The following is a 19,494-nucleotide window of genomic DNA, read 5'->3' as shown; positions in this document are numbered from 1 at the left end:
ACCGAGGGGTCGGACTCCACGGCTGGTGGGAACCAGGTGACGGCTCCGGTGACGGCGCCGGTCACGGTCGGTGACGTGGCGGTGTCGGGGACCGAGGACGCCTCGACCTCCGGTGGTACCGCGGCGGGGTCGGGCTCCGGTTCGGCTCCGGCGGCTTCGTCCGGGTCGACCGAGGGGTCGGACTCCACGGCTGGTGGGAACCAGGTGACGGCTCCGGTGACGGCGCCGGTCACGGTCGGTGACGTGGCGGTCTCGGGGACCGAGGACGCCTCGACCGGGGTGCCGGGCGACAGTGGCCCGTCTGACCCGGGCACTCCCGGCGACCCCGGCACTCCCGGCGACCCCGGCACCCCGGACGAACCGGGGACTCCCGGCGACCCGGGCACCCCGGGCGATGACTCCGGGGCTGACGGGGCCGCTTCGGCCGCCGGGAACGCCGACGTGGTTACCACTGCCGCCTCGGCCGTCCCCGCGAGCCTGGCCGCTACGGCGGCGTCGCTGGCTGCCACAGGTGGGAGTGTGCAGGGCGCGTTGGCCGGTCTGCTGATCCTGCTGGCCGGCGTCTGCCTGCTGAGTCTCCAGCGCAGGACGGGGGCCGAGGCCACGGCCTGACCCGCCGCGGGCGCCCTTGCGGGGCGGTGGCCCTCGCCACCGCCCCGCGCGGCGCGCCCCGGTCGCGCATCGACGAGGTGCCGGCGGGCGGCATACGTGGTCTGGCGTGGGCCGGCCGCCGGCGGCGTAGTGCAACTGTGGCTGGCGGTGAGTCGCGCGGTGAGGAGCAATCGAAGGGCAAGCTCGTACGGAAAGGACTGCCATGAGCCATCGCCGATCGGTCGCGTTCCTCACCGCGTCACTCGTCGCCCTGCCGCTGCTGGTCGCGACGGCGACCGCGGGCAGCGCTGGATCGTCCGACGACCCGATCCCCGCGGTCGCGCACCCGTCCTCGGTCGACGACTTCACCCACCCCACGCGGATCGACAACGCCTACTTCCCGCTGAAGCCCGGGACGCAGTGGGTCTACGAGGGGTCCGTCACGGAGGAGGGGGAAACCGTCCCGCACCGGGTGGTGTTCACGGTGAGCAGCCTGACCAAGGAGATCGACGGGGTGCGGACCCGGGTCATCTGGGACCGCGACTACGCCGATGGGACGCTCGAGGAGGCCGAGCTGGCGTTCTTCGCACAAGCCGACGACGGAGACCTGTGGAGGTTCGGCGAGTACCCGGAGGAGTACGCCGACGGCGTGTTCGAGGGTGCGCCCAACCTCTGGATCACCGGGATGGCCAGGGCCCGCGCCGGCCTCTACATGCTGGACGACCCCGAGGTCGGGGACTCCTACGAGCAGGGTCTCGTCCGCCCGATCGAGTTCTGGGACGTGGCCGAGGTCCGGGCGGAGGACCTGCGCAACTGCGTCCCCGTCGGCTGCTACCACGACGTCGTCCGGATCCACGAGACCAGCCCGTTCGACCCTGCCGGGGGCACGCAGACGAAGTTCTACGCCCCCCGCGTGGGACTGATCCGCATCGGGGCGATCGGAGGGGACGCTCAAGAGGTGATGACGCTGCGCAGGATGAAGGTCCTGAGCGATGACCAGCTCGAGTGGGTCGACGCCGAGGTCCGGAAGATGGACCGGCACGGCCGCGAGGTCAGCGACCTCTACGCCCGGACGGAGCCGGTCCGCTGACGAGGAGCGGCGTGACCCGCACCCGCTCCTCGTGAGACGGCGCGGGGCCCGGCGGAGCCCGGGTCCGGCGGCACGCGGGTCCCGGCGGCGCGCGGGACCCGGGGCGCCTGCCTAGGGTGAGGACATGGCTGCGTCTGCGACCGGATCCCTGGACTGGCTGCTCGACAAGTCCGTCGTGCTCGGCTTCTCGAGGATCGGCTCGTCGCTGCGGAAGCGCTGGTGGCCGGCCGACCCCTCGCCCGACGCGCTGGCCGGCAAGCACGTCGTCGTGACCGGGGCCAGCGGCGGGCTGGGCCTGGCCGCCGCGGGCGGGTTGGCGCGTCTGGGCGCCGACGTGCACCTCGTCGGCCGCAGCGCTGAGCGCCTGGAGCGGGCGGCGGCCGAGATCCGGGTGCCGCTCCCCACCGCGCGCCTGCACACCGCGGTGTGCGACGTGAGCGACCTCGAGTCGGTCGAGGCGTTCAGCAGCGCCCTGGCAGACACGGTGACGTCGCTGCACGCGCTGGTCCACAACGCGGGCGTGATGCCGCCCGAGCGCACGACGTCGGCGCAGGGCCACGAGCTGGCGCTGGCCACGCACGTGCTCGGCCCGCACCTCATGACCTTCCGGCTGGCCGAGGTCCTGCGCGGCGGTCGGGTCGTCGTGGTGTCGTCCGGCGGCATGTACGGCCAGCGACTGCCCGCCGGCGACTACCAGTACGAGCAGGGCGAGTACTCCGGCGTCACGGCCTACGCACGGACCAAGCGGATGCAGGTCGTCCTCGCGGAGCAGTGGGCGACGGCTCTGGTGGGCCAGGGCATCACCGTCGCCTCGATGCACCCTGGATGGGCGGACACCCCTGGCGTCACGGACTCGCTGCCGCGGTTCGCCCGCGTCATGGGACCGGTGCTGCGAACCCCCGAGGAGGGCGCCGACACGGTGGTCTGGCTGGCCGCCACCGAGCGAGACCTGCCAGGTGGGCTGTTCTGGCACGACCGTCGCCCCCGGCCCACGCACTACGCTCCTGTGGGTGCGGAGTCAGAGCAGGACCGCCGTCGGCTGTGGGAGTTCGTGACGGCGCAGACAGGGGTCCCGCAGGCCTGACCCGGCGGGGTCGGCTGTCGGGCCGGTCACGGACAATGGAGCGGTGAGCAGTGCAGTCCCACCCGGTTGGCCGGCCGCCGTCCCCCCTCCCGACAGTCCGGGGTGGCAGGTGCCCGCGACCTCGTGGCTGCTGGACCACTGCCCGCCCGACTACCGCGCGTATGCCGGGTGGCGGCGGTACCCGGTGGCCCTCGCGTGGGTGGCGACGCACCACATCGAGGCCCAGCTGGGCGCCATGAGGCAGGCCTATCGGGAGGCCCGCGTGGAGCTCGGGGACCTCGTGCCCGCGGAGGGCCTCGCACAGATCCTGGCCGACCTCGAGGCTGAGGGCGTGAGGCTGCTGGCGGCCAGGCGGAGCGCCGGGCTGCTGTACGACGCCCTCCAGGGCAAGCGTTACGTCCCACGGCTCTGACCAGCCGGTCAGGGCCGCACGCTGATCACGACGCGCCTGTTCCCCTGACGGCCGGACGCGGTCGAGTTGGGATAGGCCGGCGACCGCTCTCCGAAACCGGTCACGGTCATCCGCGCCCGGGCGATCCCCGCGTGCCTGGCGAGCCATGCTGCGACGGTCGCGGCACGCTGCTCCGACAGGCTCTGGTTGTGGTCGGCGGCTCCGGTGCTGTCCGTGTGGCCCTCGACGCGGAGCGGGCGTGACGTGCCCTCCAGCTGCCGGGCGAGCGCCGTCAGGGCCTTGCCCGCAGCGGGCCTCAGCGTTGCCCGGTCCACGTCGAAGAGGACGTCCGCGGGCGCCACGAACGAGGCTGCGTCGCCCTCGCCGATACGGGTCACCTCGTCTCGCAGCTTGACGACCCCGAGTCGCTCGGGATCGACATCCACGTCCGGCAGGCGTACCGGCTCGAGTCGGACGGTGTCGACCGTGACGTCTGCTCGGCTTCCGCCAGGCCGGGCAGCACCGTTGCGGGACAGTCCTTGGCGGACGATGCCCGGTCGCGTGACCGAGGGGAGCCGGCCACCCGTCGCGATCTGGCACACCTGTGGGGCCGACACCGCACCGGCGCGCGCCCCCGGGACCGTGACGGACTCGAAGACACGTTCGGCCAACACGCGGCCGTCCATCGTGGCGGCCGGCAGGACGGAACGCGGGATCGACGCCGCCGGGATGTGCGCGCCGGTGATCTCCACCGCGCCGAGGCAACCGCCCGGGGCGGGGTAGCGGATGATGCACCCCGCGTCGACCACGTGGCCCGGGATGGTGAAGCCCGGCATCCGTGCGCCGCTGCGCGGAGCGGTCGTGGCGGGTACATGGACCTCCTGGACCCGCACGTCGGGAAGCTGGGTGACGACGCGGCCCGGGCCGGGCATGCACTCCTCGGCGGTGATGGCCTCCGGCAGGGTCGCCGGTCGCGTGCTGCTCGGGGTGGCCTGCTCCTGAGGGGAGGCGGTGGCACCCTCCCTTCGCGCCGGGTCTGCGACGTCGGCCGGTTGGGTGCAGCCGCTCACTGCCAGCGCTGCGGCGCAGAGCAGGACGGCAGCCATCGCCCGGCGTGGTCCCCTCGTCCGCATGACGGCAGTGGACCACGTCTGGCTGGCTTGCGCCAAGGGCTCGGCCCAATGCAGTAGGGAGCGCTCCGACACTTGCTGTATCCCGTTGTTACACAACCGAAATCGCACTGCCCGGTGCGTGAACTCCTTGTTAAATGGCGCCTTCGGGGTTTGCCAAGCCTTGACCAAGAAGGGGTGAGGCTCTTACCTGATGACGTCGGCCGAACAGGGGGCCGCGGGCAGTCAGGCCCGGCGAAGCTGCGCACCTGCGTGGCGAGGATCCGTAGCTGCCCACCGACGGCATCACGCGTACAGGGGGAACTTCATGCTTGCTGCCTCGACCGAGGACGGATCCTGGTGGTCGACCTTCACCACGTGGCTGACCAGCCTCGAGGTCGGAGCCCTCGAGTGGGGTGACGTCCGAGCGCTCATGCCTGTCGCCCTGGCCGGGGCCATCGTCTGGTCACTGTGGCTCTACCGATTCGTGCTGTCACGCCTGGCCCGGCCCATCGTCTCCGAGTTCCGCACGACGACATCCGTGGTCGTTCCGTCCTTCCACGAGGATGTGCCGATTCTCATGCGATGTCTCGACTCGTGGCTGGCCGAGAACCCGACCGAGGTCATCGTCGTCCTGGATGTCGCCGATCTCGAGGCGTACGAGGCGATCTCCCGGAGGGGTGACCAGCGCGTACGCCCGATTCTCTTCCGTCACGCGGGGAAGCGCTCGGCCCTGGGGGTCGGCATCCGGGCGGCACGAGGGGAGCTGCTGGTCCTCACGGACTCCGACACGTCGTGGGAGCCCGGGCTGCTCGGGGCAGTGCAGATGCCCTTCGCGGACGATCGGGTCGGCGCGGTCTCGACGCAGCAGAACGTCTACCAGCGGACCACCAGCGTGTGGCGACGTCTCGCCGACTGGCTCGTCAACCTGCGCTACTACGACTACGTCCCCGCGATGGGCCGCGCCGGCGCTGTCGCCTGCGTGTCCGGGCGTACGGGCGTGTACCGCCGCGCGGCGGTGCTGCCGGTCCTGGACAACCTGGAGAACGAGTTCTTCCTCGGGCGGCGATGCGTCTCGGGGGACGACGGGCGCCTGACCTGGCTGGTCCTGGCGTCGGGGTACCGCACCGTCCACCAGTCCTCCGCACGAGCACAGTCCATGTTCCCGGACACCCTCCGCGCCTTCGTCAACCAGCGGATCCGCTGGAGCCGGAACTCCTACCGCTGCTACCTCACCGCCATCTACAAGGGGTGGCTGTGGCGTGTTCCCTTCGTCACCAAGATCACGGTGCTCCAGATCCTGCTGACACCCGTGACCATGGGTGTCACCTTGGGATACCTGGTCTTCAGCCGGCTCGAGCTCACGCGGGCGGGGCTCCTGGCTGCCCTCGCCTGGCTTCTCATCGGTCGGGGGATCCGGGGCATCTCCCACCTGAGGCGGCACCCGCAGGAGGTCCTGCTGCTTCCGCTCCTCGCCGCAGTGGTGATCCTGGTCGCGCTGCCCATCAAGCTGTACGCCTTCGTGACGATGAACAAGCAGGGCTGGCTGACCCGGCACGCCCACACCGTGGGGGGCGACGGGCAGGCCGCGGCCACCCTGAGGTCGGAGCGGACCATCGACTCCGTCGCCCCGGGCGTCCCGTCCCCGACCGGCCCCGCCCTCCGCGTCCCCGCTCCGAGCGGCCCCGCCACCGCCGGGGTGGGCACCGCCACGGAGCCGGCCTCATGAAGGGCTCGGGCGTGCCCGGCCTGCGGCTGGCTGTCGCGGGATCCCTCGCCCTCGGTGTGGCGCTGTGCCCGACGCCTGCCACCGCCGAGCCAGTGCGCGGATGGCCGTCCTCGACCGGCAGTCCTGAGGCGACCGCGACGACCGACCGGCAGCCTGCCACGACGTCGGGTACCACGCGTCCGAGCGGTCCAGCGACGCTCCCGGCAGCGGGGACGTCCACCGACGCCCTGTCCGACACGACGGAGGACGACGGCGGGGCGTCGGGACGGCGCCCCTACCCCGGGGACCCGCGGCTCGAGTCCGGCCTGGTGGCCGACGAGGACCGGCGTCTGGTCCAGGCGCGCTCGATCGACGCCCTCGGGCGCTGGGGCGACCTCAACCTCCAGACGCCGTACCGATTGGCGAGCGGCGCGGCATACACGCTCATCCTCACCCAGCGGCGCCAGCCCTACACGGTGCGCGACCTGCTGGCGCTGGCGCCGCAGACCTTCGTGCGGATGCCGGACGGCGCCTACCTGCTCAGCGAGCACCTGATCATCCGCGAAGGCGCCACCCTCGACCTCTCCACGGGCGGCGCCCTCACGCTCCGGTTGGCCAGTGACGACCAGGGGTTCGTCTCGATCATCAACGACGGAGGCAGGCTCGTGGTCTCGGGCACGAAGGGCGAGCCCGTCCGGATCACCAGCTGGGACCGGGCGACGAACAGCCCCGACAACCTCACCTCCGACGGTCGCGCCTACGTCCGCAGCCTCGGTGGGCAGGTCAACCTGCGCCAGGTCGAGGTGACGGCTCTCGGGTTCTGGAGCGGGCGCACAGGGGGGCTCTCCCTGACCGGTACCGACCGTCCCAACACGGGCGCGCTCGACGCCCTGGGCCAGGCCCTGGAGAGCCTGGACGACCAGGCGGCCGCGGCGAAGGCGCAGAAGACAGCGGGGCAGGGGCCGGTCACGGGCGGAGCGAGCGGGCTCACCCTCAACAAGATCCTGCCGTCGGGGGCGCTGCCACTGCCCGAGGTGGACCTCACGGACCCGAGGTACAGCTACGTGTCCGCGACACTCGACGGCGTGCGCGCCGACGGCAACGCCTTCGGCCTGTTCGTGGCCAGCGCGAACGGCGTTGAGATCCACGGCAGCTCGTTCTCGAACAGTCTCGTCGACGGACTCGTGCTGCACCGCTTCGTGACCAACGCCGTCATCGAGCAGACGAGCGCGCTGGACAACGGGGGAGACGGGGTCGTCCTCTCACGCGCCACCACGGGCATCGTGCTCAACGAGGTCACGTCGAGCCGCAACGTCCGCAACGGCGTGCTCATCTCGGGGCGACCACTGGCCAGCGGGCCGAACGCCACCGGGACGCCGACCGGCGCCTACGGCAACAACTCCCTGAGCAACAGCACACTGGTCGACAACGGGCACTACGCGGTGGACGTCGTGGGCGGCTCGAGCATCGGGGTGCAGGCCAACGACATCCGCGGCGGGCACATGGGTGTGGTGGTCCGCCAGCAGGCGCACCAGGTCTCTGTCGTCGGGAACCGGGTGGACGGCACGACCAGCCACGCGATCGACCTGCGCGAGGGTGCCACCGAGGCCGTGGTCTCCGGGAACGTGGTCTCGGGCGGGTCTGCTGGGATCTATCTCAGCGGCGCCGCAGCCTCGGTCAGGCGCAACACGCTGACCGGCGCCCTTCAGCACGGCATCTCCGTGGTGGGCAACGTGAAGGGAAGCCGGATCGAGGGCAACACCGTGGCGGGACGCGGTTCGAGCGCCATCGACTCCAGTCGCGCAGAGGGCCTGGACCTGCGTCGCGGTGACAACGACGTCAGCGGGTGGGAGGACACCACGCCGTGGCTGGTGACCGTCAAGCGCTTCCTGCAGCCGCTCACGCTGCTCTGGCTGGCGCTGGCAGCGCTGGTGGTCACGACGGCGCTCCTCGGGCTGCGGCGTCGTGCCGGGATCCAGCACCCGTATGCCGACAAGGCGCCGGTGTCGGGGCCGGAGGACCTCGTCCTGGTGGGCGCCCATGACGGCGCTGCGCAGACGCGGTGACTGGCGTGCCCCCCATCCCGAAGGCAGCCTGGCTCGCCGGCGTGGCCGCCGTGGTCTTCCTCCTCGGCACGCTGGTCGGGGCGTTGCTTCTCGGGGCCGACCGCGACCCGGTCGGCGGCGATGCCTCTGCCGGGAGCCGGAGCGCGGCGACTCCTGTCGCGACCGGCACCCCACCATCGCGCATCGACCCGTCCGGGATGCCGTCCTCTCGGCTCCCCGAGGCCTCGGCCCACCCGACCACGGACGGCGGGGGCGACGATGAGCCTGATCGCAAGCCGGTCAACGAGTCCGGCTGGGAGCGAACCGCCGTGGCCGGCACGAGCCTTCTGCCCAGCACGCGCGCGGTGTCGTGCCCCCCGGCCACCACGACCGTCACCACGGCGGAGTCGCTGGCGGCGGCGCTCGCGGCCGCGAGGCCCGGGGACGTCATCGGTCTGGCGGACGGGACCTACCGAGGCGCGTTCGTCGCGAGCGTGTCCGGGTCGGCTCAGCGGCCGATCTACCTGTGCGGTGGCCGGGGGGCGGTCCTGGAGAACGAGGGGCCGAAGAGCGGCTACGTGGTGCACCTCAAGCAGGCGACCCACTGGAGGCTCGTCGGCTTCTCCGTCCGGCAGGGGCAGAAGGGTGTCATGGCGGACGGGACGGTGGGCTCGGTCATCCAGGGACTCACCGTGACCGACATCGGTGACGAGGCCATCCACCTGCGCAGCTTCAGCACGGACAACGTCGTCTCGGGCAACGTGATCAGCCGTACCGGGCTGCGCCGGGAGAAGTTCGGGGAGGGCGTCTACATCGGTACCGCCGTGAGCAACTGGTGCACGATCTCGAACTGCCGCCCCGACCGCAGCGACCGCAACGTCGTCGTCGGCAACCGCATCGAGGGCACCACCGCGGAGGCCGTGGACATCAAGGAGGGCACCACCGGGGGACTGGTCCGTGACAACGACTTCGACGGCTCCGCCCTCTCGGGCGCGGACTCCTGGGTCGACGTCAAGGGAACGGCGTGGCTCATCCAGGGCAACACCGGCACCCACTCCCCGGGTGATGGTTTCCAGACCCACGAGATCCTCGAGGGGTGGGGCGCCCGCAACCAGTTCCGCGGCAACCGGGCGACCGTCAACGGCCCGGGCCACGGCTTCGCCCTGACGCCCGTGGCCGGCAACACCGTCGCCTGCGACAACTCGGCCACCGGCGCAGCCAAGGGCCTGGCCAACGTCCCCTGCGGGTGAGGGCCGAGCTCGATGTCGACGGAGCCGATCAGTGCTGCCGCTCGCCGAGCCGGACCACGCCTGAGCGAAACCACCCGCCGCAACCATCCCAAGACCCGCCACACACCATCAGGGGGAGCCATGCGAACCGAGCTTCACGAGCTGTCCGACGCAGACCACCGTCCGGGTGCCGTCGCCGAACCCGGCCAACGCATCAGCGTGATCGGCACCGGCTACCTCGGCGCCACCCACGCCATCTGCATGGCCGTCCTCGGCCACGACGTCATCGGCCTCGACGTCGACCCACGCAAGGTCGGCTGGCTGAACGACGGGCGCGTGCCGTTCTTCGAGCCCGGCCTGCCGGAGCTTCTCGAGAAGGCGCTGGCCACAGGGCGCCTCTCGTTCACCACGGACCCGGCACTTGCGGCCGCACGCGCCGACGTGCACTTCGTCTGCGTCGGCACACCGCAGCGCAAGGACAGTCTCGCCGCCGACCTCGCCCACGTGGACGCCAGCGTCTCGACGCTGGCGCACCACCTGGACCGCAGGGCCCTGATCGTCGGCAAGTCGACCGTCCCCATCGGCACGGCGGCGCGGCTGACGGCGCTGGTCCACCGGCTTGCCCCGGCGGGTGAGGAGGTCGAGCTCGCGTGGAACCCCGAGTTCCTCCGCGAGGGGTTCGCCGTCGAGGACACCCTCCGCCCGGACCGGCTGGTGTTCGGCGTGGGGTCGCCGTGGGCCCTCGGGCGGCTGCAGGACGTCTTCGCGCCGCTCATCGAGGCAGGGGTGCCGGTGGTCACCTCCGACCTGCAGACCGCCGAGCTCGTCAAGGTGGCAGCCAACTCCTTCCTCGCGACGAAGATCTCCTACATCAACGCGATGGCGGAGGTCTGCGAGGCGACCGGAGCGGACGTCCACCACCTCGCGGAGGCGCTCGCCCACGACCAACGGATCGGCGGACGCTTCCTGAGGCCCGGACTCGGGTTCGGCGGCGGCTGCCTGCCCAAGGACATCCGGGCCTTCATGCACCGCACCGAGGAGCTCGGGGTGGGGCAGGCGACAGCCTTCCTGCGGGAGGTGGACGCCATCAACACGCGGCGCCGGCAGCGGACCGTCGACCTGGTGAGGGAGATGGCGGGCGGTGATCTGGTGGGGACTCGGGTGTGCGCGCTCGGTGCGGCCTTCAAGCCTGACTCCGACGACATCCGGGACGCACCCGCCCTCGACGTGGCCTCGATGCTGCAGGCCGCCGGGGCGCACGTCCGCGTCTACGACCCGCAGGCGATGGAGAACGCGCGACGGGCCTATCCGCAGCTGTGCTACGCCGGCTCGGTCGCCGAGGCCGCACTCGGCGCGGACGTGGTCGTCCTGCTGACCGAGTGGAACCAGTTCCGCTCGATCGACCCGCACCACCTCGGGGCCGAGGTCACCCACCGGCGCGTCGTCGACGGCAGGCACGCCCTCGACGCGGAGGCCTGGAGGTCCGCCGGCTGGGACTACCGCGCCCTCGGTCGCCCCTAGCACGGGGGCGGCCCTTCGCAGCGGGGCCGGCCTTGGCAGCGGGGCCTTCCGCGGCGGGGCCGGCGGGGTGGGCGGGCCGGGCGCGTGCACCGGCGGCCGCGGGACGACAGGATGGTCAGGCCCGGCCCCTTCCCTCGCCGACCCGCACGGAGGACGTCACCGTGACCCACCAGCAGCAGGCAGCTGCGCACCGACAGCCCTGGCTGCACGAGCTGAGCATCTGCGTCGACGGCAACGCCACCGCCCTCTCCGCGCCCTCCGGTGACATCGAGCCGGGGACTGCCCAGGGCCTCTACGTCGACGACGTCCGGGCGCTGAGCTGCCTGCGGGTCACGGTCTCGGGGGAGGCCCCGAGCCCGGTCGCCCACGCCGCGAGCGGCGCGCGTGCCGAGTTCCTCGGCTCCGCGCGCAACCTCGGCAACCCCGGCCCGGACCCCAGCGTGGAGGTGCATCGCACCCGGCACCTCGACGGGCCGGTGCTCGTCGAGGAGGTCGAGGTCGTCTCCCGTGCCGACAGCACGGTCAGTGCGCACGTCGCCGTCGCGCTCGCCGCCGACGGGGCTCCGGTCAGCGCCGTCAAGGCCGGGCACCTGTGGGGATCCCCGGCACACCCCGAGACGGGCGGCTCGGGGGTGCGCTTCGTCCTCGAGCGCCACTCGGCGACGGTGGCCTTCGAGCCGGCGCCCGCCCGGGTGGAGACCGCCGACGGCGTGGCCACGGCGGTCTTCGAGCTGGCCGTGCAGCCGGGTGGAGCCGCCCGGCTGCGCGTGAGCACGACCGTCGCGCGCACCGCAGCCTCGGCGCTCGACGCCGACCGTGGCTCGGACGCCGTCACGTGGGCGCAGGCACGCGTCGTGGCCGACGACCCGAGGCTCGCGCCGCTCGTCGCCGCCGCCCTCGACGACCTGCGCCACCTGCTCCTGCGCGACCCGGAGGCCCCCGATGACGTGTTCGCCGGGGCCGGGACCCCGTGGTACCTCACGCTGTTCGGGCGGGACTCGCTGTGGGTGGCGCGGATGATGCTGCCCTTCGGCACGGACCTCGCCGCCGGCACGCTGCGCGCCCTAGCCCGCCGGCAGGGCAGACGCGACGACCCGGCCAGCGCGGAGGCGCCGGGCAAGATCCCGCACGAGCTGCGCCGCACGGCCTACCTGGACCCCGAGAGCGGGCTGGCCCTTCCGCCGGTCTACTACGGCACCGTCGACGCCACCGCCCTGTGGGTCACGCTGCTCGCCGAGGCTCGACAGTGGGGGATGCCGGAGGAGGAGGTGCGCGCCCTGCTGCCGCAGCTGCGGGCCGCGGTCGGCTGGCTCACCGGGGTGGGGCGCCCCGGCGAGGACGGCCTGTTCACGTACCTCGACCGCAGCGGCTCCGGGCTCGCCAACCAGGGGTGGAAGGACTCCGACGACGCCATCCGCTGGCGCGACGGCCGTGTGGCGCAGGCGCCGATCGCACTCGTTGAGGCCCAGGCGTATGCCGTGGAGGCTCTCACCCACGCCGCTCGCCTCCTGCGCGAGGTCGGCGACGCGGAGGGGCTCGGCGACGACGGGGGCACGGACGCCGCCGATGCCACGCGGGCCGAGGAGGTCGCCGCGCAGCTGCGCGCTGCCGTCGCCTCGTCGTTCTGGGTGGAGACCGACGCCGGGCGCCACCTGGCCATCGCCCTCGACGGCAGCGGTGCGGCCGTCGACGGCCTTGGCTCCAACATGGGGCACGTGCTCGGCACCGGCACCCTCACCCCGGCCGAGTCGGCGCTGGTGGCCTCGACCGTCACGAGCGGGGAGATGCTGGACCCGTTCGGGGTGCGCACGCTCGGCACGGGCAACGGCGGGTTCAACCCCATCGGCTACCACACAGGCTCGATCTGGACGCACGACACCGCGATCGTGGCGTGGGGGCTGTCCCGCGACGGCCACGGCCCGCAGGCCGCCCTCGTGGCCAGGGCGCTCGTGGCCTCCGCGGAGGCCTTCGACTACCGCTGGCCAGAGCTCTACTCCGGCCGCCCCATGATGGGCCGGCCTGCGCCGTACCCGGCGTCGTGCCGTCCCCAGGCGTGGTCGGCCGCGTCGGCAGGGGTGCTCGTCTCGGTCGCCCTCGGGCTGCGCCCCGACGGTGCCGGGGGTCTGGTGCTCGACCCGGTGCGCCCGGCACCGTTCGGCTCGCTGCGGGTGGAGGGGCTGCGCTTTCGGGGGCAGTCGTTCGCCGTCACCGTCGACGCGGACGGGCGCGCGAGCGTCGAGGGGCTCGCCGGCGGCTTCGAGGTCCGGGACGGGAGCGCATAGACTCGGACGGTTCCCCCGGAAAGGACTGTCTTCATCGTGGGTCTGCTCGAATCCATCTCGGGTCCCGCTGATCTCAAGGCGCTGCCGGCTGCCAAGCTGGGCCAGCTCGCCGAGGAGATCCGCTCGTTCCTCGTCGACTCCGTCTCGCGGACCGGCGGCCACCTCGGCCCCAACCTCGGCGTGGTCGAGCTGACCATCGCACTGCACCGGGTCTTCGACTCCCCGCGGGACGCCATCGTCTTCGACACCGGGCACCAGTCGTACGTCCACAAGCTGCTCACCGGCCGCCAGGACTTCACCGGACTGCGCACCAGGGGCGGGATCTCCGGCTACCCGAGCCGCTCCGAGTCCGACCACGACGTGGTCGAGAACTCCCACGCGTCGACCTCGCTGTCATGGGCCGACGGCATCGCGAAGTCGCGCCGCCTGCGGGGCGAGCGGAGCCGGCACACGGTCGCGGTGATCGGGGACGGCGCGCTCACCGGAGGCATGGCCTGGGAGGCCCTCAACAACATCGCGGCCGACAAGGACCTGCCGCTGGTCATCGTCGTCAACGACAACACCCGCTCCTACGCGCCGACCATCGGCGGGCTGGCCGACCACCTGGCAACGCTGCGGACCACGCGCGGCTACGAGCGGTTCCTCGACTGGGGCAAGAACACCCTGCACCGCACCCCGGTCGTCGGCGGCGCGATGTACGAGACGCTGCACGGGATGAAGAAGGGCCTGAAGGACATCGTCGCCCCTCAGGGGATGTTCGAGGACCTCGGCCTGAAGTACCTCGGCCCGGTCGACGGCCACGACGAGCACGCCGTCGAGGTGGCGCTTCGCCGGGCGCGGGCCTACGGCGGCCCGGTCCTGGTGCACGTCATCACGCAGAAGGGCCGCGGCTACGACCACGCCCGCAACCACGAGGGTGACCGGTTCCACGCCGTCGGCGTCATCAACCCCGAGACCGGCCTGCCCCTGGAGATCTCCGGCCGGTCCTGGACCGACGAGTTCAGCGACGAGATGGTGGCGATCGGGGCCGAGCGCGAGGACGTCGTGGGTGTCACCGCGGCCATGCTGATCCCGGTGGGGCTCAGCGACTTCGCGGCGGCGTACCCCGACCGGATCTTCGACGTCGGCATCGCCGAGCAGCACGCGACGACGATGGCCGCCGGCATGGCGTTCGGCGGGCTCCACCCGGTCGTCGCCGTCTACGCAACCTTCCTCAACCGTGCCTTCGACCAGCTGCTCATGGACTGCGCCCTGCACCGGGCCGGCGTGACCTTCGTGCTCGACCGCTCCGGCATCACCGGTCCGGACGGCGCCTCGCACCACGGCATGTGGGACATGACCCTGACCGGCATGGTCCCTGGCCTGCACCTGGCCGCGCCCCGCGACGGCGAGCAGGTCCGTGCGGCGCTGCGCGAGGCCGTCGACATCACGAACGCGCCCAGCGTGATCCGCTTCCCCAAGGGCACCGCGCCCGAGCCGATCCCCGCGGTGGCTCGGCGGGGGAGCGTCGACGTGCTGCACGAGCCGGCCGGCGAACCCGGGGAGCAGGGCGTCGACCTGCTCCTCGTGGCGGTCGGGTGCATGGCCTCCCCGGCCCTCGCGGTGGCCGCGAAGCTCGAGGCCCAGGGTCTGCGCGTCCGCGTCGTCGACCCGCGCTGGTCGCTGCCGGTGAGCGGCGACCTCGTCGAGGCCGTCCGCGACGCCCGTGCCGTGGCGGTCGTCGAGGACAACCTGGAGATCGGGGGGATCGGGACCCATGTCGCGGCGGCGCTGGCCGAGGCCGGCCTGGAGGTCCCGGTGCACCAGTACGGCATCCCCACCGAGTTCATCGACCACGCCTCGCGTGGCCAGGTGCTCGAGCAGGTCGGCCTGACGCCGGACGCCATCGCCAGCGAGCTGTCGGCGCGCCTGGTCTGAGCTGGGTGTGCCGCGCCGGCCGCGCCGGCCGCGCTGGGTGTGCCGCGCGGCCGCGTCAGCGGGGAGCGTCGCGGAGGTGCCGCAGCCGCAGGGCGAGCTGGAGCTCGAGGGCCTGGCCCGGCCGCTGCCAGTCGCTGCCCAGCAGCGACGAGATCCGCTCCAGTCGCTGGCTGACGGTGTTGACATGCACGTGCAGGCTCGTCGCCGCGTGCCGTGGGCTGCTACCCGCGTCGAAGTAGGCCTGCAGCGTCCGCACCAGCTCGGACCCGCGGCGCTCGTCGTAGTCGAGCAGCGGCCCGAGGTGGCGGCGGACGTAGCCGTCGACGTCGGGTGCGCTGCCCACCACGAGGCCCGCGAAGCCGAGGTGCTCCGCGGAGGCGCCCGTCCCGGCGAGGCCGAGGGCGCCCATCGCGGTGGCAGTCCTGGCAGCCTCCGCCCAGGCAGCGGGGACCTGTCCGTCGATCGACACCGGCCCTGCCGCGCCGACCGTGACAGGGCCCAGCCGGCGCAGCCGCCGTGCGAGGTCCTCCGCGGTGGTCTGGGGGTTCTGCGACGGGACCAGCGCGACCACCCGGCCGTCGTGCTCACCGACGATCGAACCGGGACCGGCCGCGGCGTGCGCCGCCAGGAGCAGCGTGCGCCGGGGGGTGTCGCCCTGCGCGTCGGCGACCAGCACGGCGTGCCCCCGGCCGGGGTCGACTCCGCTGGCGCGGGCGCGGGCCTGGAGCGCGCTGGGGTCGCCGCGGCCGGTGATGAGGTCGGAGACGAGGTCCGTGCGCACCCGCTGCTCGGCCTCGGCCGAGGTGCGCTCGAAGAGCAGCACGAGGGCCGTGACGACCGCCGCCCGCTCGAGGGTGCGCTGGTCGCTGTCGTCGAGCTCGTCCACCCCGCCGAGCACGAGCACGCCGAGCTCGGACTGGGCTGCCTTCACCGCGATGGCCCAGACCTCGCCGGAGTGGGCGAGCCTCCCGGTGGAGCGGGTGTCCTTCACGGCCTCGGACGCCACCACCGCGGTCAGGTGGGCGCTGTCGTCGTCGGGTGACTCCGCGCCGCACGCGGACAGCAGCTCGTCGGACTCGCCGATCAGGACCACCCAGCCGCCGAGCAGGTCGGCGAGAGCAGCGGTGAGGTCGTCGACGCCGCCGCCTTCGAGGACGAGGCCGGCGAACCGGTCGTGGGCCGCCGCAGCGCGCTCGATCCCGGCGGTGTGCCGGCGCACGAGGTCGTGGGCCGACGACAGCTGGGCCAGCGCGGCCGCTGTCTCGGCCGCGGCCCGGGTCTGCACGATGGACACGGCAGCCAGTGCCGCCAGCGAGCCGAGCAGGGCCACCTGGTCGGGGCTGAACGGTCTGGGCGAGCGGTTCGCTGCGAAGAGCACACCGACGAACTCGCCCTCGACCAGCAGGGGAGTCCCGCAGATCGAGACCAGACCCTCCTCACCCACGGCGCTGTCGATGGTGCCGGTGTGCTGGAAGCGGTGGTCGTTGAAGTAGTCCGCGGTCCAGTACGGCTTGTGCGTCTTGGCGACCAGGCCGCCGAGCCCGTCCCCGGCGGACAGCCGGACGATCTGGAACTCCGCGCTCACCGAGCCGTCGGTCGCGCGCATGAAGGTGTCGCCGGCCTCACGGTCGTAGAGCGTGAGGTAGGCGATGTCCGTACCGAGCAGGGCCCTGGCCCGCCGGACGATGGCGTCGAGCACGCCAGAGGGGTCGCGCAGCGACGCGAGGTCGCGGGCGGTGTCCACGAGCGCAGTCAGCTCCGCCTCGCGCCGGCGGCGGGAGTCGAACGCGGCACGGACGCGCAGCGCGAGCTCGCGCGCCTCGCCGTCGGGGTCGTGCGCCCTCGAGAGCTCGGAGGCGGGTGCTCCCTCGGCCAGCAGGCGCAGCAGCCTGAGCGCGGCATCCTCGTCGGTGGTCATCGCAGCGATCCTAGGCCGCGCCGGTGAGGTGGTCATCGCGGACTCAGTGGGCCGTCCAGCCGCCGTCCATGCTGAACGAGCTGCCGGAGATGGACGCCGAGGACGGGCCACAGAGGAAGGCGACGAGGTCGGCGACCTCGTCCGGCTCGATCAGCCGCTTCACCGCCACGGGAGCCAGCATGATCTTCTCCACGACCTCCGACTCCGCGATGCCGTGGGTCGCGGCCTGGTCCGCGATCTGCTTCTCCACCAGGGGGGTGCGCACGTAGGCGGGGTTGACGCAGTTGCTGGTCACCCCGTGGGCGGCGCCCTCGAGGGCGGTGACCTTGGACAGCCCCTCCAGCCCGTGCTTCGCCGAGACGTAGGCCGACTTGAAGGCGCTGGCGCGCAGCCCGTGCACGCTGGAGACGTTGATGATCCGGCCCCACTGCGCGGCATACATGTGGGGGAGCACGCGCCGGATGAGACGGAACGGCGAGGTGAGCATCAGCCGCACGATGAGGTCCCAGGTCTCCGCCGGGAAGTCCTGGATCGGGCTGACGTGCTGGATGCCGGCGTTGTTGACCAGGACGTCGACGGCCGGGGGGAGGGCGTCGACGGCGTCGAGGTCCGACAGGTCGGTCGGCAGGAGGGTCACGGACTCGAGCCCGGCGAACTGGTCCAGGCCGTCCTTGTCGCGGTCCACGGCGAAGACCGCGGCGCCGGCCTCGACCAGCCGGTGGACGCAGGCAGCCCCGATCCCGCTCGCCGCACCGGTCACCAGCGCGGTGCGGCCGCTGAGGTCGAGGGACTCCGTCGTCGTCGGCATGGGCCAGAGACTAGGGTTCGACCCTCGCGGGCGAGCATGTGTGCCTCACCCACAGTTGGGCCCGAATCTGTGTGGCCCGGCGCCTCAGATGTCGCGGAACGTCTCGATGGTCGCGCCCAGCGCGTTGAGCCGCTCGGCCAGGTCCTCGTAGCCGCGGTTGATGACGTAGACATTGCGCAGCACGGAGGTGCCCGGCGCCGCCAGCATCGCGAGCAGGACGACCACGCCGGGCCGCAGCGCGGGAGGGCAGATCACCTCGGCCGCACGCCAGCGGGTCGGGCCCTCGATCATCACCCGGTGCGGGTCGAGCAGCTGCACGCGGGCGCCGACCTTCGTCAGCTCGGTCAGGTAGATGGCGCGGTTCTCGTAGACCCAGTCGTGGATCATCGTCGTGCCCTCGGCGCAGGCGGCGATGAGCGCGAAGAACGGCAGGTTGTCGATGTTCAGGCCGGGGAAGGGCATCGGGTGGATCTTGTCGATGGGTGCCTGCAACGGGCCGGGCATCGTCGTCAGGTCCACGAGGCGGGTGCGGCCGTTGGTCGACGCGTACTCGTCGCTGATGCCGTACTTCATGCCCATGCCCTCGAGGGTGGCCAGCTCGATCTCGAGGAACTCGATGGGCACCCGGCGGATCGTGATCTCCGAGCCGGTGACCACGGCCGCGGCGAGCAGGCTCATGGCCTCGATCGGGTCCTCGGACGGGGAGTAGGACACATCGACGTCGATGTGCTTGCGCCCGCGCACGGTCAGGGTCGTGCTGCCGATGCCGTCGATCTCTACGCCGAGCTCCTGGAGGAAGAAGCAGAGGTCCTGGACCATGTAGTTGGGGCTGGCGTTGCGGATCACCGTCTCGCCCTCGTGGCGGGCCGCCGCCAGCAGGACGTTCTCCGTGACAGTGTCGCCGCGCTCGGTGAGGATGATCGGGCGGCCGGGGGTGATCTGCGGGTTGACCGACGCGTCGTAGAAGCCGGCGGTGGCGGTGACCCCCAGGCCGAACGCACGCAGCGCCGCGAGGTGCGGCTCGACGGTGCGGGTGCCGAGGTCGCAGCCGCCGGCGTACGGCAGGCGGAACTGCTCGACCTCGTGCAGCAGCGGCCCCAGGAACATGATGACCGTGCGGGTCCGGCGGGCGGCGGCGACGTCGATGTTGGCGAGGTCCAGCACCGCGGGCGGGACGATCTCGAGGTCGTTGCTGTCCGGCAGCCAGCGGGTCCGCACCCCGATCGAGGTGAGCACCTCGATGATGCGGTTGACCTCCTCGATCCGGGCGAGGTTGCGCAGGGTCGTGCGGCCCTTGTTGAGCAGCGAGGCGCAGAGCAGCGCCACGGCCGCGTTCTTGGAGGTCTTGACGTCGATCGCCCCGGAGAGCGGCGTGCCGCCGACGATCCGCAGGTGCTGCGGGCCGCTGTGCCCGAGGGAGACGAACTCGCTGTCCAGGCTCTCGCCGATGCGCGCCAGCATCTCAAGGCTGAGATTCTGCTTGCCCTGCTCGATGCGGGCCACGGCGCTCTGGCTGGTCCCCAGCGACTCGGCCAGCTCGCTCTGCGTCATCGCCTTGTGGCGCCGGGCGTCGCGGATGAGGGTGCCGATGCGGGTCAGGTAGGTATCCGTCACGCGTTCGACTGTAGATCACATGTGAGATAGGGCCGAATCGGCGCGCCGGACCCACGGACGTCGCTGGTCAGGGCGCTGCCGCACCGACGGGGCGCGAGGTGAGCCACGGGTGCGTCCGGCCCTGACCCGGGGTCCGGCGCAGTGGTCAGCTCGGGTAGGGGCGGACCGGGAACGGCACGGTGGCGAA

The 19,494-nt window shown here is 72.6% G+C and carries 13 protein-coding genes and 1 pseudogene; 9 read left to right on the top strand and 5 right to left on the bottom strand.

The window, feature by feature from the left end; genetic code table 11:
* Positions 1 to 314: pseudogene (locus VIB11_RS02495) on the bottom strand (hypothetical protein); the annotation flags it as partial.
* A 500-nt stretch (positions 315 to 814) separates the two neighbouring features.
* Here VIB11_RS02495 and VIB11_RS02490 point away from each other — a divergent pair.
* From VIB11_RS02490 to VIB11_RS02480, 3 genes are all read left to right on the top strand, one after another.
* A complete protein-coding gene (locus VIB11_RS02490) occupies positions 815 to 1,681 on the top strand; it encodes a hypothetical protein (RefSeq protein ID WP_332028046.1) in 867 nt (288 codons plus the stop codon).
* A 124-nt stretch (positions 1,682 to 1,805) separates the two neighbouring features.
* Positions 1,806 to 2,765, top strand: a complete 960-nt coding sequence (locus VIB11_RS02485) for an SDR family NAD(P)-dependent oxidoreductase (protein WP_332028044.1) — start codon at positions 1,806 to 1,808, stop codon at positions 2,763 to 2,765.
* 43 nt (positions 2,766 to 2,808) lie between these two features.
* Positions 2,809 to 3,177, top strand: a complete 369-nt coding sequence (locus VIB11_RS02480; RefSeq protein WP_332028042.1) for a hypothetical protein — start codon at positions 2,809 to 2,811, stop codon at positions 3,175 to 3,177.
* An 8-nt stretch (positions 3,178 to 3,185) separates the two neighbouring features.
* Here the strand turns inward: VIB11_RS02480 and VIB11_RS02475 are convergent, their stop codons facing one another.
* Entirely contained in the window at positions 3,186 to 4,289 is a 1,104-nt protein-coding gene (locus tag VIB11_RS02475; protein ID WP_332028040.1) for an OmpA family protein, read from the bottom strand.
* Between the two features lie 304 nt (positions 4,290 to 4,593).
* Between VIB11_RS02475 and VIB11_RS02470 the strand changes: the two genes are divergently transcribed.
* From VIB11_RS02470 to dxs, 6 genes are all read left to right on the top strand, one after another.
* A complete protein-coding gene (locus VIB11_RS02470) occupies positions 4,594 to 5,994 on the top strand; it encodes a glycosyltransferase (RefSeq protein ID WP_332028038.1) in 1,401 nt (466 codons plus the stop codon).
* Positions 5,991 to 8,039 carry a right-handed parallel beta-helix repeat-containing protein gene (locus tag VIB11_RS02465; protein WP_332028036.1) on the top strand — a complete coding sequence of 683 codons (2,049 nt, stop codon included), beginning with the start codon at positions 5,991 to 5,993 and terminating at the stop codon, positions 8,037 to 8,039. Before VIB11_RS02470 ends, VIB11_RS02465 begins: the two co-directional genes overlap by 4 nt.
* Positions 8,040 to 8,044: 5 nt before the next feature.
* A complete protein-coding gene (locus VIB11_RS02460) occupies positions 8,045 to 9,268 on the top strand; it encodes a hypothetical protein (RefSeq protein ID WP_332028034.1) in 1,224 nt (407 codons plus the stop codon).
* Positions 9,269 to 9,388: 120 nt separating this feature from the next.
* On the top strand, positions 9,389 to 10,768 hold the full coding sequence (locus VIB11_RS02455; protein ID WP_332028032.1) for a UDP-glucose/GDP-mannose dehydrogenase family protein: 1,380 nt from the start codon (positions 9,389 to 9,391) through the stop codon (positions 10,766 to 10,768).
* 161 nt (positions 10,769 to 10,929) lie between these two features.
* Complete coding sequence (locus VIB11_RS02450; protein WP_332028030.1) at positions 10,930 to 13,050, top strand: glycogen debranching N-terminal domain-containing protein; 2,121 nt, start codon at positions 10,930 to 10,932, stop codon at positions 13,048 to 13,050.
* A 36-nt stretch (positions 13,051 to 13,086) separates the two neighbouring features.
* The gene (dxs, locus tag VIB11_RS02445) at positions 13,087 to 14,967 is read left to right on the top strand and encodes a 1-deoxy-D-xylulose-5-phosphate synthase (protein ID WP_332028028.1); all 1,881 of its coding nucleotides are present in this window, start codon (positions 13,087 to 13,089) and stop codon (positions 14,965 to 14,967) included.
* A 55-nt stretch (positions 14,968 to 15,022) separates the two neighbouring features.
* On the opposite strand, the gene VIB11_RS02440 is transcribed toward dxs, so the two are convergent.
* From VIB11_RS02440 to VIB11_RS02430, 3 genes are all read right to left on the bottom strand, one after another.
* On the bottom strand, positions 15,023 to 16,885 hold the full coding sequence (locus VIB11_RS02440; RefSeq protein ID WP_332028026.1) for a helix-turn-helix domain-containing protein: 1,863 nt from the start codon (positions 16,883 to 16,885) through the stop codon (positions 15,023 to 15,025).
* A 43-nt stretch (positions 16,886 to 16,928) separates the two neighbouring features.
* Positions 16,929 to 17,693: a 3-hydroxybutyrate dehydrogenase gene (locus VIB11_RS02435; protein ID WP_332028024.1), complete on the bottom strand. Its 765-nt coding sequence runs from the start codon at positions 17,691 to 17,693 to the stop codon at positions 16,929 to 16,931.
* Between the two features lie 84 nt (positions 17,694 to 17,777).
* The gene (locus VIB11_RS02430; RefSeq protein WP_332028022.1) at positions 17,778 to 19,307 is read right to left on the bottom strand and encodes a UDP-N-acetylglucosamine 1-carboxyvinyltransferase; all 1,530 of its coding nucleotides are present in this window, start codon (positions 19,305 to 19,307) and stop codon (positions 17,778 to 17,780) included.
* Positions 19,308 to 19,494 lie beyond the last annotated feature (187 nt).

Source organism: Pedococcus sp. (assembly GCF_036554925.1).
In the GTDB taxonomy this organism is placed as follows: Bacteria; Actinomycetota; Actinomycetes; order Actinomycetales; family Dermatophilaceae; genus Pedococcus_A.
The sequence above is the reverse complement of the archived record's forward strand: the minus strand, read 5'-3'. Positions and strand labels throughout refer to the sequence as shown.

Excerpts from the sequence above, each read along its gene's own strand:
- VIB11_RS02490 (WP_332028046.1), top strand. The coding sequence starts at position 815 with ATGAGCCATCGCCGATCGGTCGCGTTCCTCACCGCGTCACTCGTCGCC.
- VIB11_RS02485 (WP_332028044.1), top strand. The coding sequence starts at position 1,806 with ATGGCTGCGTCTGCGACCGGATCCCTGGACTGGCTGCTCGACAAGTCC.
- VIB11_RS02475 (WP_332028040.1), bottom strand. The coding sequence starts at position 4,289 with ATGCGGACGAGGGGACCACGCCGGGCGATGGCTGCCGTCCTGCTCTGC.
- VIB11_RS02470 (WP_332028038.1), top strand. The coding sequence starts at position 4,594 with ATGCTTGCTGCCTCGACCGAGGACGGATCCTGGTGGTCGACCTTCACC.
- VIB11_RS02465 (WP_332028036.1), top strand. The coding sequence starts at position 5,991 with ATGAAGGGCTCGGGCGTGCCCGGCCTGCGGCTGGCTGTCGCGGGATCC.
- VIB11_RS02455 (WP_332028032.1), top strand. The coding sequence starts at position 9,389 with ATGCGAACCGAGCTTCACGAGCTGTCCGACGCAGACCACCGTCCGGGT.
- VIB11_RS02440 (WP_332028026.1), bottom strand. The coding sequence starts at position 16,885 with ATGACCACCGACGAGGATGCCGCGCTCAGGCTGCTGCGCCTGCTGGCC.
- VIB11_RS02435 (WP_332028024.1), bottom strand. The coding sequence starts at position 17,693 with ATGCCGACGACGACGGAGTCCCTCGACCTCAGCGGCCGCACCGCGCTG.